The following is a 14,280-nucleotide window of genomic DNA, read 5'->3' as shown; positions in this document are numbered from 1 at the left end:
GCGCTATCGGTTCGTCCGGTTGAGGGCTGAACGATATCAGCCCTGATACTGACCGGCGGCAACGCGCGGAATGTCCGAGCGATCGAGGCCGATGTCGGCCAATTCGCGATCGCTGAGCTGGGACAGCTCGGCAACATTGCGCTGATAGTCCCGGAAAGCCTGGATCATACGGATGAGCGAGAGCAGCATTGGTAGTCTCCTGTAGTTCGATTCAGCTCTTGCCCGAGCCTCATCGTTGAAATGAATATAGGTGAGAGTGGTGCAGTGCGAAAGTTCCGTTGTTGCGATGCAGCTAAGCGCCCAATGCATGGCACTGGTAACGGACGATTAACCCGAAAGCACTCCCGCCCAAAGCGTAGGCGAAACAGGGGGCATGTTGTTAAAAATACCCGTTAATTCACGGATTTAATCTTAGCTCAGCCGGTTCCATTCAAAAGTCAAATAGGCTGCTTTCCGGTCGTCGCAAGGTGATTAATAGCTCCTATACCCAAGTCTCGCATGCGCGAATCGCATGCTCAGTGAAGTATAAAAGTGAACTTGAGTTCATCTCGACGACCTGCGCGGACACCTTTCCACTGTGGCCGGCGATTCACCCGACGCCGGCGGATCGACGTGACGAACGGCGGCCAGGCAGGGACGAGTTCATTCCGCTTGGTCAGCCCAACCGCCGCCCCGGCGCGGTGCACACGCCGAACGTGTGCCATTGATTACAAACGTGTAATGAAAATCAGAAATTCTGCATGTGGCTCTGCGTGGCGCGCAACATCACGCAATTCTCGCGGGGAATTCATTGCGTCAAGTTGCCGCGCGCGGAGGAAGGTGATGTCGCAGACTCCGGCAATGTCGCTGGCTCTGGCCCAAGAACAAGAGAAGGAAGGTAACGTCATGACGAAGTTACTCGGGGTTATCTCAATTGCCGCTGTCGCATTCGCCGTCGCGCCGGCCCAAGCCGCCAAGCACGCCGCCGGCGGCTGCAGTTCGGCCAATCTGGAGAAGACCGAGACCGCGATCGAGAACATGGCCGATGGTGACGGCAAATTCGTAGCGCAGAGGGAGATCGCGGCCGCGCAGGACTCGCTGCTCAACGGCAAAATGGGCGCGTGCGGCGCGCATCTGAACAAGGCGATGCACGCCACCATGGGCAAATAGGGGTAAAAAACGCACAGAGAGGGCCGGTCGTCAGGCGATCGGCCCTACGCGTTTTGACAAGGGGCTGCTAAGGGGCGCGCGCGAGCTGCGTGGCGAAATAAGCGATGGTCTTCGAATAGACCTCGCTCTTGTTCCACTGCTGCAGCACCGCGAAGTTCGGACTGCCCGGCTGCCAATCCTTGCCCTTCTGCCAGCCATAACCGGCAAGATAGTTCGCGGTGGAGGCGAGCACGTCGGGGGCGTTGTGCAGGAGATCGCGCTTGCCATTGCCGTCGAAATCGACGGCGTATTTCATCCATGACGAAGGCATGAACTGGGTCTGGCCAAGCTCGCCGGCCCAGGCACCCTTCATGTCGGCCGGTGCGAGGTCGCCGCGCTGGACGATGCGGAGCGCATCCAACAGCTCGGCGCGAAATTGCTCGGAGCGCCGGCAGTCATAGGCCAGCGTCGCCAGCGAGCGGATGGTCGCGAACTTGCCGGTATTGACGCCGAAATCGGTCTCGAGACCCCAGATCGCGACCAGCACCTCGCCGGGCACGCCGTAGGTCTGCTCGATGCGCGACAGCACCGAGCCGTATTGCTTCATCATGTTGGAGCCGCGCGTCAGGCGCGGCGGCACCATGCGGCCGGAAAACTCCTCGAAGGTCTGGCTGAAGACCTTCTGCGAGCGGTCGCGGTTGAGCACGCTCTGATCGAGCGTCACACCGGCGAGCCCGGCGGAAATGGCCTGTTGCGAGACGCCTTTGGCCGCGGCGTCGGTTTTGAAGTCTGCAAGCCACGCGTCGAAATTGCCCGAGCCGCAGGCAACCGCGGCGAGCGCGGGCTGAGCGGATAGGATGGATGCGGTGATGGCTAAGGCTGCGAGGGCGAGACGAGAAATCGTCGGGGTCATTCGAGCAAATAAATTCCGTGAAGTGATCTGAACGGCGGGCGCAATCTCGATGGAAACCGCGGCCAAAGCAAGGCGTATGACAGTGCGCGATCCTGCCCGCTCCGGGGCAGGATCGCACGTCACGAAATCGTCAGGCGTCGTTCCGATTGCGCCAGGGGAAGAGGTTGGCGGGGAAGTCGGCGGCCGGCTTGCGTGGACGATGCGGCGGAGGCGGCACCGGACGCGCGCCCGGATCGGCGGCGATTACCTTGCGGTAGAGATGCCAGGTGGCATGGCCGAGCACGGGGACGACCACGGCAAGGCCGAGGAAGGCGGGAATCGTGCCCAGCGCCAGCAGGACGGCCACGATCAGGCCCCAGGCCGCCATCGGCACCGGGTTCTTCGCGACGACGCGCAGCGACGTCACCATGGCCTCGAACGCGCCGGCATGGCGGTCGAGCATCAGCGGGAACGACACGGCGCTGATGCAGAGCGCGGCAAGGGCGAACAGGAAGCCGGTGCCGCAGCCGACCACGATCAGCCACCAGCCTTGCCGGCTCGTGAGAACGCGCGTCAGAAAATCCGAGATCCCGGACGCGCCCTCATAGCCGAAAGCGGCGACGTAGATCGCCTGCGCGGTCGCAACCCAGGTCACGAACAGGGCCAGCAGCAGCGCGCCGAGACCGAGCATGGCGCCGAAGGAGGGCGAACGCAGCACCTCCATGGCATCCCAGGCGCTGGCCTCCTCATAGCGCTCGCGCCGGCTGGAGAGCTCGTAGAGACCGAGCGCCGCGAACGGGCCGATCAGCGCGAAGCCCGCGGCCAACGGAAACAACAACGGCAGCACTGAATAGCCCATCACCACGCGGGCGAGCACGAGGCCCAGCACAGGATAGATCACGCAGAGGATGATGGCGTGGCTCGGCACCGCCTTGAAATCGTCCCAGCCGCGCTTGAGCGCATCGTGCAGATCGGAGAGTTGGATGGTTCGGATCACCGGTCCAGCCGCTTCTGCGGTCTGGGCCACGGTGGGGACATTGCCCTGGTAGAGTGTGGCCATGGTCGCTAGCTCCCTTGCCATGCGGCCGCATCTGGCGCCAGCAAACGGCGCAAGCGGCCGCTATTCTGAGTTTCGCGATTCCCAACCAGACGCTCGAATTCCGGATGGCACGCGAACTGAATGTCGAGCGTACGCCCATTTGCGAGTCCTGTCCCTCACGCTTGGGTGAGATTCGATGCCGCAGCGCAACCTCGATGATGTCATTCGGTCGTCATTTCGCCGTAGATAAGCTGATGCTGCTTGCTGGTCCGCGGAACTTTGCGGGTGCAACGATGCAACTTGGTCTATAAGTGCCACTCAAGGCCCTCCAGCGGGTCCTTTTCGGGGAGCAGACATGAGCATTTTCGGGAAAATTATGGGCGCGATCTTCGGTAGCCAGCCAGCTTCCGCCGCGCCCGCAGGCAGCGCACCGTCGGGCAGTGCGCCCGCAGGGGCCGCGCCGAGCGGATCGGCGTCCGCGGCGACGGTGGACGTCGCCTCGATCGTCGATGCGGCGGCCGCCGCGCACAAGGGCGAGAAGCTGGAATGGCGCACCTCGATCGTCGACCTGATGAAGGCGCTCGACATCGATTCCAGCCTCGCTGCGCGCAAGGACCTGGCCAAGGAGCTCGGCTACAGCGGCGACACCAACGATTCCGCGAGCATGAACGTCTGGCTGCACAAGCAGGTGATGTCCAAGCTCGCCGCCAACGGCGGCAAGCTGCCGCCGGAGATCAAGCACTGACCGGTCGCCCGGTCGCAATCCAAGGGCCCGCGATCGCGCGGGCCCTTTTGCATTCAGGCGACGAGATCCGCATCTTCCGGATGCCTGTCGAGATAGTCGACGACGAAGCCGCAACCGGCGATCACCTTCCTGCCGTCGCGGCGGATTAATTCCAGCGCGCCCTTGACCAGCTCGGAGCCGATGCCGCGGCCGCGCAGCGCGTGCGGCGTCTCGGTGTGGGTGATGATCACTGCCGACGGGGTCAGCCGGTAATTGGCGAAGGCGATTTCGCTGCCGACATCGAGCTCGAAGCGGCTTCTGTCCTTGTTGTCCCGTACCGATGGCGCCATGCAAAATCCTTCCGACATGCTGCTTGCCTCTGATCTAGGCGCCTGAACCGGCCCTTGCCAAGGTGCGACCAAGAGTGGTTGCCGCAGGGGAGATATCCGGAAAATGCGTGTCCCGCTCAGCCTCATCGCGCTGCTCGCCGCGCTGATCTCGCCGGCGCCGGCTTCGGCGGCAGGCGGTCCGGCCTGGGAGGCTTGCGTCGGATTGACCAGCACGCCGGACCAGCGGATCAAGGCTTGCTCGACCGTGATCGAAACCAAGAGCGAGAGCGGACCCCGGCTCGCCGGCGCCTATTGCAATCGCGGTCATGGCCTCACGGAGAAGCGCGAGCTCGATGCGGCGCTGTCCGATCTCGACGAGGCGGTCAGGCTCGACCCCGGCTATGCCTGCGCCTACAACAATCGGGGCCGTGTCCACAGTTTCAAGCGCGACTATGATCGCGCCATCGCCGATTACGACCTGGCCATCAAGCTCGATCCGTCGCTGGCGCTGGCCTACTGCAATCGCGGCGAGTCGCGTTTCAACAAGGGCGACCTCGACGGCGCCTTCGCCGACTTCGACGCGGCGATCAAGCGCGACCCCAAATACGCCATGGCCTACGCCAATCGCGCGTTGGTGTATTACCGCAAGCAGGACATGGCGCACGCCATCGCCGACTACACCACGCGGATCAAGCTTGCGCCCGATCTGCTCGCCTATATCGACCGCGGCAACGTCTATCGCGACAGCGAGCAGCTTGATCGCGCCGCCGCCGATTATGGCGAGGCGATCCGTGTTGCGCCGACCGATGCGCGCGGCTGGCGCAATCGCGGCATGATCCGGCTCTATCAGGGCGACAGCAAGGGCGGCCTTTCCGACTACGACAAGGCGCTGCAATACGATCCCTCCGACGTGTTCTCGTGGAGCAACCGCGGACAAGCCAAGCTGCGGCTCGGCGACAAACAAGGCGCGATTGCCGATTTCAGGAAGGCGCTGGAATTGAAGCCTGGCCTGCCGACGGCGCAGGAGCAGCTCAGGAAGCTCGGAGCGTTGTAGCTCGCGGTCGCTTCTCGCGGCCACGGGGCTGGACTTCCACCAGGTCCTGATAGTCCGGATGCTTCAATCGGTCGCCTTGGCGAGCCTGGAATTCTCGGGCTGCGCCTGCGGCCGCAGGCATCCCTGGCAGATGACGAGGGAACGGTTGACCCTGGCGTCCTGTTCGGCCTCGATGCCGTCCTGCGCCTGCCACCATTCCTTCGAATAGGGCTGAAGCCCGGCTTGCGACCTGTTGCGCTCGGATCGCGCGACGGTCCGTGTTGATTCTGAGCCAGCGCGCGGGTGATTGGGATTGTCGCCGGCGCCATCCCAGGCATAGCGCGCAGACTTGAAGGCGGGATCGGAGGCGAGATGAGCTTGCGGGCCCACGGCACATCCGGCAAGCGCCAGCGACAACAGGAGGAGGGCGGGCGCTTTGACCATGATGCGGCACTCTGTACGCGAGAACTGACGAAGGTTGCGCCGATCATGTTTAAAATTTCCTGAACGATCGCGGCTGCGCTGACGACCAATGCCAATGCGATATCTGATCCTCCTGCTCGTCCTGTTCGCAACCGCTGCGCGCGCCGACGACGCAAAGCCGTTCAATCCTGCCGACTATCTCCCCGGCGTGCAGAAGGCTGTGCGCTACGCCAATGAGGAATGCGAGAGCCAAGGCGGCGGCGCGGTGACTTTTGCGCCGGATACGGTGCGCCGGATCGACCTGACCGGCGACGGCCGCGACGACTACCTCGTCGATTTCCGCGACACCAAATGCGGCGATCGCGAGACGACCTACTGCGGAACCGGCGGCTGCGTCATGAACATCCTGGTCACGTTGCCGGATGGCAGTGTGCAACCCGTCTTTGATGGCCGTGTCCGCAGCTACGAGATCAAGCCAAAACCAATGAAGCGGGGTGCGGCGCGCACCATCCGTTTTGATCTGCATGGAAGCTATTGCGGCGGCTTTGGCGCGCAGGCTTGCGTCAAGGAGAGGGCCATCTCGGTGGCGCCGTTCGCGTTCAAGCAGCCTTAAGGCAGGTTCGCGGCCAGTGGCCTTGCAGGGGCACTGGCTATGGCGATAAATGGGCTGCAATGAGCGGGCGGCTCGCGTGCCGTCCGCCGTCGAAGAGGAAGCCCGATGCAGCCCCTGCGCATGTCCCGCCGCGTCATGAATCTCGCTCACATGCTAACCCAGAATGCGCGGCGGCATGGGGCGCGTCCCGGTTTTGTCTGGGGCGAGAGATCCTGGACCTGGCGCGAGATCGATGCGCAGGTCTCGGCGCTGGCGGCAGCCCTCGCGGCGCGCGGCATCGCCAAGGGCGACCGTATCCTCGTCCATTCCAAGAACGGCGATGAGATGTTCTTCTCGATGTTCGCTGCGTTCCGGCTCGGCGCGGTCTGGGTACCCACCAATTTCCGACTGATGCCGGACGAGGTGACTTATCTTGCGCAGGCCTCCGGCGCGAAGGCGTTTCTGTGTCACGTCGATTTTCCCGAGCACGCCGCGGCGGTGAAGGGCGGAGCGCTGGAATTTACCTGGAGCATCGACGGTCGGGCGCCATTTGCCGAGACGTCGGTTGCGGATGCCGTCGCGTCGCGCGCCGGCACAATGGTCGAGAACGTCGCGGTCGAGCATGACGATCCCTGCTGGTTCTTCTTTACGTCGGGCACCACCGGCCGCTCCAAGGCGGCGGTGCTCACTCACGGTCAGATGGGTTTTGTCGTCACCAACCATCTCGCCGATCTCACCCCCGGCGTCACCGAAGCGGATGCCTCGCTGGTGGTGGCGCCGCTGTCGCATGGCGCCGGCGTGCATCAGCTGGTTCAGACCGCGCGCGGCGTGTGCACCGTGCTGCTGCCGACGGAGAAATTCGACATCGACGAGGCGTTCCGCCTGATCGAGGCGCATCGGGTCAGCAATCTCTTTGTGGTGCCGACCATTCTGAAGATGATGGTCGAGCATCCCGCCGCCGACAAATACGACCACTCCTCGCTGCGCCAGGTGATCTATGCGGGTGCGCCGATGTATCGCGAGGACCAGAAGGCTGCGCTGAGGAAGCTCGGCAAGGTCATCGTGCAGTATTTCGGTCTCGGCGAGGTGACCGGCAACATCACGGTGCTGCCGGCGGCGCTGCATGATCCCGAGGACGGACCGCACGCGAAGATCGGCACCTGTGGCTTCGAGCGTACCGGCATGCAGGTTTCGATCCAGGACGACGAGGGCCGCGAACTCAGCGCCAACCAGAGCGGCGAGATCTGCGTGATCGGCCCCGCGGTCCTTGCCGGCTACTACGACAATCCCGAGGCCAATGCGAAGGCGTTCCGCAACGGCTGGTTCCGCACTGGCGATCTCGGCCATTTGGACGAGGAGGGGTTCGTCTACATCACGGGACGAGCCTCCGACATGTACATCTCCGGCGGCTCCAACATCTATCCGCGCGAGATCGAGGAGAAGATCCTGACGCATCCTTGCGTCGGCGAGGTCGCGGTGCTCGGCGTGCCCGATGCGACCTGGGGCGAGGTCGGCGTTGCCGTCTGCGTCGCCCGCGAGGGCGCGAAGCCGGTGAGCGAAGCGGAGATGGCGGCATTCCTCGGCCCCAAGGTGCCGCGCTACAAGATGCCGAAGCGGTTCTTCTTCTGGGAGGCCTTGCCGAAATCCGGCTACGGCAAGATTCCCAAACGGATGGTTCGCGACGAACTCGAGGCGCGCGGGCTGCTCGATCTCGACAAGACACGGGCGGGCTGAGCGAAGGTCATGCGCAGCATCAAGCAGCCAGGCGCGCCGGTCGCCGAGCGTATCCAATGGGTGGAGGCGAGGGGGCGTCCCTTCTCCTTCACGCTTCAAGCAGGCCTGCCGCTGCTGGAAGCCGCGCGGCGCGGTTTTGCCGCGGAGGGATTTGCTGGCGGTGTGCTCAACTTCGGGCACGGCACGCTCGGGCCGTTCGGCTATGTCATGCCGGCGCTGTCGAAGACCAGCGAGAACGCCGCGTTCTATAGCGACACATTCCGGCCGGGCGGCGTGACGCGCACCAGGCTCGGCAGCATGACGCTGGGCATGCGCGATGGTGCGCCGTTCTTTCATTGCCACGGGCTGTGGACGGAGGCCGATGGCCGCGCCAGTGGCGGCCACATGCTGCCGGACGAGACTGATGTCGCCGAGCCCTTCCACGTCGAGGCCTTCGGTGTCGATGGCGCGATGTTCAGCGCCGAGCCCGATCCCGAGACCAATTTCAAGCTGTTCGGGCCGGTGGCGGCTGCGCGCACCGGCGCGCGCACGACCAGCCGGGCTTTCGCGCTGCGGTTGCGCCCCAATCAGGATTTTGCCGGCTGTCTCGAAGACTTCTGCCGCGCGCAGGGCATCGCGCGCGCCAGGATCCATGGCGGTGTTGGTTCGACCATTGGGGCGCGCTTCACCGATGGCGGCGTGACCGAGCCCTTCGCGACCGAGCTTGCGGTCACAGCCGGCACGATTGCGGCCGGCTCCTCCGGCGCGCTCGAAGCCGCGCTCGACGTCGCCCTGATCGACTACACCGGCGGCATAGCGGAGGGTCGTCTGATCCGTGGCGACAATCCCGTGCTGATGACCATGGAGCTGGCGCTCGAGGTCTTGGGCTAGTTCCGGAGAGCGATCATCAGTGGGCGCGCAGCTTGGCAATGGCCAAGTACGTGGCGTCACTGATCCCCGAACTCGATCCCTGAAACAGGTTGAGCAGAGGAGATTGACCCTGGCCGGTGCTCTGGCTGTTTCTGATGTCATACATGGCGGAGAAACGGCTCAGCAGCTTTGTAACCTTCGCGGGATCGGACAGATCCTTGACCTTCATGAATCTGTCCACGAATTTGGCCTGCTGATCGATCGGCATCGCCGCCATCGAGTCAGGCAGATCGAAAGTGGTCCTGAACACCTCTGAAAGAGCCTTGTCGGCAAGGATGTCATACGCGGACGTGATGTCCCCGGCCTTTCGCTGGAAATAGAGCGCCAGGCGGACGCCGGGATTCGCATCCCCTTGCTGCTGCTCGAGGCTTTGCTCGACATAGTTCGCTTGTGTTTCCCGAAACTGATCCCGCTTCTGCGGACCCATCATCGGAAGACGCGCGACGTTGCCTTGACTGTCGAAATTGAACGACGCCACGATTTCGGCGAAGCGAGGATCGCTTTGCGTGTTCGCCAAGCTCTTTGGATCGTTCAGATCGGAGGCGAAAATCTTCCTGAGAAATTCGGTGCTGACCTTCTTGGGATCCAGACCCTTGGCCAAAAGAATGAAATCGACCATCGGCCTGTTTGCGAGAAGATCGGAAACACTGTCGATGCCGGTGATGGCTTGCTGATATTCCGTCGCGTCCTTCGTGGCCTGTGCCCGAACTGCGGCCTGCTGCTGGGGAGTTGCCGTGCTTGCGCTCTTCACCGCTCCAATGACGTAGTCCTTCGCGGTCTGGAGGACTTCAGCCGAGTCCTGAGCCACCAAGGGGGTCGTCAGATTGCCTTTTGCGTCGAAGTTGAAGGCGCGTGCCAGCTCCAAATATCGATCGTCCTTGAGGGTATAGACGTAGCTCTTGGGGTCGTTGATATCGCTTTCGAGCACGGCCTTGACAGTCGCCGGCGAGACGTTTCGAGGGTCGAGGCCGACGGCTCCCAGGGCAAAATCATACACGCCCGGTGTCGATACGAACGCCTGGACTGAATTGATCTTGAGGATGGCAATTCGGAATTGCCTGATTGCAAAAGCTTCGTTCAACGGGCTCGCCGCCGAATAGACGGCGGACTTGCTGTCGTCGAACCTCTGCTTCGTGATCGTGACGTTTGCAGCAGTCTGCGCGGATACGCCCGACGGAAGCGACCCGTCGGAGGAAAACTCGAACGCGCCGGCCAGGTCGACGAACCCGCCAATCGTCCCTATCTGGTCGCTCAGGCTGGAAATGCTGTTCGTATATGACTCCAAATGATGCTTTTCGACCAGGATCTGGACGTTCAACTGGGTCACGTTCGCGCCCGGCTGCGATAGCTGGGTGGTGTAGTCGGCTATCCTTGAATTGGCCGCGGTGACATCCGATCGGGCTTGAGCAAGGTCGGCGTTGAGGCCACTCAGCTGAGAAGCGAAATTGGTGTTGACGTAGCTGTTTGGATCGGACGGATCGCTGCGCAAGACCTGGCTTATCGTGTCACGTGACCACTTGCTTTGATCGATCCCGTACGCCGAATAAACATAGTTGCGAAGACGGTCGTTGTTCAGGAGCTGGTCTGCACTGCTGATGTTGCCGATTTCGGCGCTGTAGTAATTGGAGTCGCTGGCAAGTGCATCGACCTCGCTCTTCCTGGTCGCCGTGTACAGACCGATCATCTCGTCGGTCTGGTTCTCCGATTGCGCAACCGGGGTTGCACTGCCATTGAAGGAAAATGCCGCGGCGAACTCGCGGTAACGCTTGTCGACCAGCTTGTTGACAAAGCTGTTTGCGTCAGCGAGGTCGCTCTCCAGCACCTTTTTCAAGAAGGCCTTGGCGTAGGCCATGTCTTCCAGGCCATATGCCTTCGTTGCATAGTGATAAAGGCGATAGTCTTTCATGAAGTCGTCGACGGACTTCACCTTGCCGATGTGGGCTTTGTAATACGCGGCCTCTCGCGCGACGTCCTGTTGCTGTTCGACCCGCGTCAGGGACTGCTTGAGATTGCGCGTGATGTAGCTGTAACTGAAATAGGTCGATACCATCGCGCACTCCTCGCGGCTTCTTACGGTCCCGGACGTCCGTCAATCATTGCGGGGTCGCGAGGTGGGGCCGGCCTCATGCCTGCCAACTGTCTCAGGACTGGGTTCTCGAGGGCGATTTCGGACCGCAATCTCAGATTCCAGTTTGCCCGCGTGACGCATGTCGGGTTTTGTTGCTGTATGTTTCTCAGATGCAGCTTTCGCGAGGGTTGCGTTCCGGATATGTCCCCACCCAGAGATCGATCAGAATGGCTCTCGTCCCGGACGGGACGCAGCGCTGAGGGGCGCTGCGCTACGTCCGGGGCACGAGAGCCCGAATTCATCTGGCATTGCGACCCACATCAGACACGCGGTTTCGCATTCTCGCGGCACATCGCGCCCGAGCTTTGCGGTAGCCATCGCCCTCAAAAATGCCGAGGGCGCAGGGAAGGCCGGGTGCCGGCTGGCACCCACGGTCCACTGTGCGAAGGTTGCGCTACAAGAGGCTGCACAGCGGCATACAGGTGAAGCCCAACACACGGCTTTCCCTGCGCAGTGGTTTTACGGCTTATGTCGTGATCTCTCCCGGGGAGCGATGCACTATTGCCCCCGTCGCCTTGCGGATGACTGATGGTGCGGACCCGGTCGGGCCGCCACATCACCGCAACACTTGGCGCACAGACCCCGGGCGCCAGGACCACACGATTTTGCCGTACGCAGGCTGCACCGGTCGTGTGCGCGCCGCCTTCGCTCACGGTTTCCCGCCCTGCAAAGCCCTTCGCGCCGACGCCGCCTGCGTCCACCACGTCCCATCCCGCGTTCGTGACGATCGCGATCCGCCCCTCGGCCCGGGTTGGGGTGGCTTTTTATACGGTAATCCGAAATACGGATAAAGAGAATTATTTTTGCTCCGTGTGATTGACCTTCCATTGGGGTTTTGCCCGCCGTCCGGCGCAAGGATTTGTGGACCTGCGAGCACCTGCCGTAACGGCGCCATGAACCGGTCTCCCCTCGGCCCCAAAATGCGCTAGGATGATCGCGGCGCGCCCCAAGTCGCGCACGACCAACGAGACGCATGAGGAAACGAGATGAGGGTGACGATTGGACGGCGCACGGTGCTGGCCGCGATGCTGACGACCGCGAGCGCGGCGGCCTTGACGGCGGCGTTTGGCCCGGCTTCGACATCGGCCTGGGCCCACGGTCCGACCCGGCAGAAGGTGCGCGAATCCATCGAGATCAGTGCTGCCCCGGCCAAGGTGTGGGCCGCGGTCGGCAATTTCCAGGACATGAGCTGGCTGCCGCCGGTCACCAAGACCGAGGGCGAGAAGGGCAACGAGATCGGCGCGACGCGGAAGCTGACGCTGACGGGAGGAGCGACCGTCGAGGAGGAGCTCTACAAGTTCGATGCCGCCGCCATGACCTATTCCTATCGGATCACCAATGTGGACGTGAAGGTGCTGCCAGTGACCAATTACTCCTCGACGTTGACGGTGACGCCGAGCGCTGACGGCAAGGCCTCGACCCTGGAATGGGCTGGCGCGTTCTACCGCGGCTTTCCCAACAACGATCCTCCGCCGGAGCTGAGCGACGAGGCCGCGGTCAAGGCGGTGAAGGGGCTGTACCAGGCGGGCCTCGAGGCACTCAAGAAGAAGATCGAGAGCGGAAGCTGACGGTGCGGGCGCTGGTCCTGGCGGCGCTCGCCGCCAGCCTTTGCCTTGCCGGCATCGCGCATGCGTCCGCCGAAGAGGCGTTCGTCACGAACCAGCTCAGCGACAATCTGATGGTCGTGGATCTCGCCACGGCACGCAGCGTCGCGACCATCCCGATCGGCGGCAAGCCCGCTGGCGTCGCCGTCAGCGCGGACGGGCGCTTTGCCTATGTGACGAGCCCGGATGCCAAGGCCGTGACCGTGGTGGACGCGGCAACGCGGCAGGTTGCGGGGCGGATCGGGGTCGGCGGCGGGCCGCTCGGCATTGCCGTCGCGCCTGATGGCCGCACCGTCTATGTCGCGGACTGGTATGCGGCGGCCGTGCGGGTGATCGACGCGGCGAGCCGCAGCGTCACGGCCAGCATCGCGGTCGGCGCCTCGCCGTCGGGCCTCGCGGTGACGCCGGATGGCAAGCTGCTACTCTCGGCCGACCGCGACGACGACAGCGTATCGGTGGTCGACACCGCGACGCGCCAGCGCAAGACGACCATCAAGGTCGGAACGCGTCCGTTCGGCGTCACCATCGATTCCGAGGGCAAGCGCGCCTACACCGCCAATGTCGGCTCCAACGACGTCTCCGCGATCGATATCGCCGCGGGTAACGAGATCGGCCGCGTGCCGGTCGGGATGCGGCCCTATGCGGTGGCGCTGGCGCAGGGCCGCGGCTTCGTCACCGACCAATATGGCGGCACTGTCAGCGTGTTCGATCTGGCGACGCTGAAGCCGATCAAGCGGATCAACGTTGGCGATTATCCCGAAGGCATTGCCGCGACCGCCGACGGCAAGCGCATCATCGTCGCCTGCTGGGAGAGCAACACGCTCGATATCATCGATGCGGTCGAGCTGAAGGTGATCGGCGAGGTCAAGACCGGCGACGGCCCGCGCGCGTTCGGGGCGTTTTTGCGAAGGACGGAGTAGGGTGGTTTCGGTGCGTAGGGCGGGTTAGCGAAGCGTAACCCGCCGTCTTTAAGTCGGGGCAGGATCGGCGGATTACGCTTCGCTAATCCGCCCTACAAAACGATGCGAGCACAACACGGGCGTGATGTCGTCGATGCGCGCGAACACATGATCTGGCGCCAGCGCCTGCAACGCCGCCGGTGCCGCATAGCCCCAACTGACCGCGCCACAAGCAATCCCAACGGTCCGCGCCGCCTCGATGTCGCGCACCTCGTCGCCGATCGCGATGACCTTGCCGGCTCCACGCCGGCGCGCCGCATGACGCGGCGAAATTTCGACGGCTTGCCGAACAACGACGCCGCGCAATCGAAATGGGCGAACAGCGCCGCGCAATCGCCGAGCTTCTCGCGCGCATTGGCCTCGCTGTCCGACGTCACCAGCGCGAGCTGTACGCCGCTCTCCGCCAGCGTCCGCAGCATCGTCTCGACGCCCGCGAACAGCGAAATCTCCGCCGCAGCCTCCGCCTTCAGCCGCCGCGCATGCCGCGCGATCGCCGGCAGCTTCCACAAAGGCACTTCGAGCCGGCTGAGGATCTCCCGCGTCGAAGCATGCCGCAGCCCCTCGACATCCTCGTCTCGTACGCGGCGAAAGCCGAAGCGATCGGCGACATCGTTGATGGTGCGCAGGAACCAAGGAAAGCTGTCGGCCAGGGTGCCGTCGAGATCGAAGATGGCGAGGGAGTAGGGCAAAGGGCGGGGTTCGCTAGCAGAAGAGATGTGGCGTGCTCTTATTCGCCTAAATGCGAGGAAAAGCCATGCGGTACGAACGGATTGAAATCAACGCGGC

14 protein-coding genes and 1 pseudogene are annotated in these 14,280 nt (G+C 63.3%); 8 read left to right on the top strand and 7 right to left on the bottom strand.

Annotated elements, in window-relative coordinates:
* Positions 1–36: 36 nt before the first annotated feature.
* Entirely contained in the window at positions 37–189 is a 153-nt protein-coding gene (locus N551_RS36920; RefSeq protein ID WP_007590701.1) for a DUF1127 domain-containing protein, read from the bottom strand.
* Between the two features lie 633 nt (positions 190–822).
* On the opposite strand from N551_RS36920, the gene N551_RS0111250 reads away from it, so the two are divergent.
* On the top strand, positions 823–1,149 hold the full coding sequence (locus tag N551_RS0111250) for a hypothetical protein (RefSeq protein ID WP_027567069.1): 327 nt from the start codon (positions 823–825) through the stop codon (positions 1,147–1,149).
* 67 nt (positions 1,150–1,216) lie between these two features.
* On the opposite strand, the gene N551_RS0111245 is transcribed toward N551_RS0111250, so the two are convergent.
* Together N551_RS0111245 and N551_RS0111240 are read right to left on the bottom strand one after the other, a co-directional pair.
* Entirely contained in the window at positions 1,217–2,041 is an 825-nt protein-coding gene (locus tag N551_RS0111245; protein WP_027567068.1) for a lytic murein transglycosylase, read from the bottom strand.
* Between the two features lie 130 nt (positions 2,042–2,171).
* Positions 2,172–3,080 (bottom strand): DUF2189 domain-containing protein, encoded by a 909-nt coding sequence (locus N551_RS0111240; protein WP_027567067.1) that lies wholly within the window; start codon positions 3,078–3,080, stop codon positions 2,172–2,174.
* A 334-nt stretch (positions 3,081–3,414) separates the two neighbouring features.
* Here N551_RS0111240 and N551_RS0111235 point away from each other — a divergent pair, with 334 nt between their 5' ends.
* Positions 3,415–3,804, top strand: a complete 390-nt coding sequence (locus tag N551_RS0111235; RefSeq protein ID WP_027567066.1) for a DUF3597 domain-containing protein — start codon at positions 3,415–3,417, stop codon at positions 3,802–3,804.
* Between the two features lie 53 nt (positions 3,805–3,857).
* Here the strand turns inward: N551_RS0111235 and N551_RS0111230 are convergent, their stop codons facing one another.
* Positions 3,858–4,133: a GNAT family N-acetyltransferase gene (locus N551_RS0111230; protein WP_027567065.1), complete on the bottom strand. Its 276-nt coding sequence runs from the start codon at positions 4,131–4,133 to the stop codon at positions 3,858–3,860.
* Positions 4,134–4,236: 103 nt separating this feature from the next.
* Between N551_RS0111230 and N551_RS0111225 the strand changes: the two genes are divergently transcribed.
* The gene (locus N551_RS0111225) at positions 4,237–5,166 is read left to right on the top strand and encodes a tetratricopeptide repeat protein (RefSeq protein WP_027567064.1); all 930 of its coding nucleotides are present in this window, start codon (positions 4,237–4,239) and stop codon (positions 5,164–5,166) included.
* Between the two features lie 63 nt (positions 5,167–5,229).
* Here the strand turns inward: N551_RS0111225 and N551_RS38730 are convergent, their stop codons facing one another.
* Complete coding sequence (locus N551_RS38730) at positions 5,230–5,589, bottom strand: hypothetical protein (RefSeq protein WP_027567063.1); 360 nt, start codon at positions 5,587–5,589, stop codon at positions 5,230–5,232.
* A gap of 94 nt (positions 5,590–5,683) precedes the next feature.
* On the opposite strand from N551_RS38730, the gene N551_RS0111215 reads away from it, so the two are divergent.
* The 3 genes from N551_RS0111215 to N551_RS0111205 all read left to right on the top strand — a co-directional run bounded on the left by N551_RS0111215 (position 5,684) and on the right by N551_RS0111205 (position 8,764).
* Positions 5,684–6,181: a hypothetical protein gene (locus N551_RS0111215; protein ID WP_027567062.1), complete on the top strand. Its 498-nt coding sequence runs from the start codon at positions 5,684–5,686 to the stop codon at positions 6,179–6,181.
* A gap of 105 nt (positions 6,182–6,286) precedes the next feature.
* Complete coding sequence (locus tag N551_RS0111210) at positions 6,287–7,894, top strand: acyl-CoA synthetase (protein ID WP_027567061.1); 1,608 nt, start codon at positions 6,287–6,289, stop codon at positions 7,892–7,894.
* A gap of 9 nt (positions 7,895–7,903) precedes the next feature.
* Complete coding sequence (locus N551_RS0111205; protein ID WP_027567060.1) at positions 7,904–8,764, top strand: PCC domain-containing protein; 861 nt, start codon at positions 7,904–7,906, stop codon at positions 8,762–8,764.
* A gap of 16 nt (positions 8,765–8,780) precedes the next feature.
* Here the strand turns inward: N551_RS0111205 and N551_RS0111200 are convergent, their stop codons facing one another.
* Positions 8,781–10,853, bottom strand: a complete 2,073-nt coding sequence (locus N551_RS0111200; protein WP_027567059.1) for a DUF1217 domain-containing protein — start codon at positions 10,851–10,853, stop codon at positions 8,781–8,783.
* A 1,064-nt stretch (positions 10,854–11,917) separates the two neighbouring features.
* Between N551_RS0111200 and N551_RS0111195 the strand changes: the two genes are divergently transcribed.
* Positions 11,918–12,499 carry an SRPBCC family protein gene (locus N551_RS0111195; protein WP_027567058.1) on the top strand — a complete coding sequence of 194 codons (582 nt, stop codon included), beginning with the start codon at positions 11,918–11,920 and terminating at the stop codon, positions 12,497–12,499.
* 2 nt (positions 12,500–12,501) lie between these two features.
* Positions 12,502–13,455 carry a cytochrome D1 domain-containing protein gene (locus N551_RS0111190; RefSeq protein ID WP_027567057.1) on the top strand — a complete coding sequence of 318 codons (954 nt, stop codon included), beginning with the start codon at positions 12,502–12,504 and terminating at the stop codon, positions 13,453–13,455.
* A gap of 72 nt (positions 13,456–13,527) precedes the next feature.
* On the opposite strand, the pseudogene N551_RS35335 reads toward N551_RS0111190, so the two are convergent.
* Positions 13,528–14,183: pseudogene (locus N551_RS35335) on the bottom strand (HAD-IA family hydrolase).
* Positions 14,184–14,280 lie beyond the last annotated feature (97 nt).

This window comes from Bradyrhizobium sp. URHA0013, from assembly GCF_000518345.1.
Taxonomy (GTDB): Bacteria; Pseudomonadota; Alphaproteobacteria; order Rhizobiales; family Xanthobacteraceae; genus Bradyrhizobium.
This window is presented reverse-complemented; position numbering and strand designations above follow the sequence as displayed.

What these genes read in the sequence shown, in the direction of transcription:
- N551_RS36920 (WP_007590701.1), bottom strand. Translation starts at nt 189, where the DNA reads ATGCTGCTCTCGCTCATCCGTATGATCCAGGCTTTCCGGGACTATCAG.
- N551_RS0111250 (WP_027567069.1), top strand. Translation starts at nt 823, where the DNA reads ATGTCGCAGACTCCGGCAATGTCGCTGGCTCTGGCCCAAGAACAAGAG.
- N551_RS0111245 (WP_027567068.1), bottom strand. Translation starts at nt 2,041, where the DNA reads ATGACCCCGACGATTTCTCGTCTCGCCCTCGCAGCCTTAGCCATCACC.
- N551_RS0111240 (WP_027567067.1), bottom strand. Translation starts at nt 3,080, where the DNA reads ATGGCCACACTCTACCAGGGCAATGTCCCCACCGTGGCCCAGACCGCA.
- N551_RS0111235 (WP_027567066.1), top strand. Translation starts at nt 3,415, where the DNA reads ATGAGCATTTTCGGGAAAATTATGGGCGCGATCTTCGGTAGCCAGCCA.
- N551_RS0111230 (WP_027567065.1), bottom strand. Translation starts at nt 4,133, where the DNA reads ATGGCGCCATCGGTACGGGACAACAAGGACAGAAGCCGCTTCGAGCTC.
- N551_RS0111225 (WP_027567064.1), top strand. Translation starts at nt 4,237, where the DNA reads ATGCGTGTCCCGCTCAGCCTCATCGCGCTGCTCGCCGCGCTGATCTCG.
- N551_RS38730 (WP_027567063.1), bottom strand. Translation starts at nt 5,589, where the DNA reads ATGGTCAAAGCGCCCGCCCTCCTCCTGTTGTCGCTGGCGCTTGCCGGA.
- N551_RS0111215 (WP_027567062.1), top strand. Translation starts at nt 5,684, where the DNA reads ATGCGATATCTGATCCTCCTGCTCGTCCTGTTCGCAACCGCTGCGCGC.
- N551_RS0111210 (WP_027567061.1), top strand. Translation starts at nt 6,287, where the DNA reads ATGCAGCCCCTGCGCATGTCCCGCCGCGTCATGAATCTCGCTCACATG.
- N551_RS0111205 (WP_027567060.1), top strand. Translation starts at nt 7,904, where the DNA reads ATGCGCAGCATCAAGCAGCCAGGCGCGCCGGTCGCCGAGCGTATCCAA.
- N551_RS0111200 (WP_027567059.1), bottom strand. Translation starts at nt 10,853, where the DNA reads ATGGTATCGACCTATTTCAGTTACAGCTACATCACGCGCAATCTCAAG.
- N551_RS0111195 (WP_027567058.1), top strand. Translation starts at nt 11,918, where the DNA reads ATGAGGGTGACGATTGGACGGCGCACGGTGCTGGCCGCGATGCTGACG.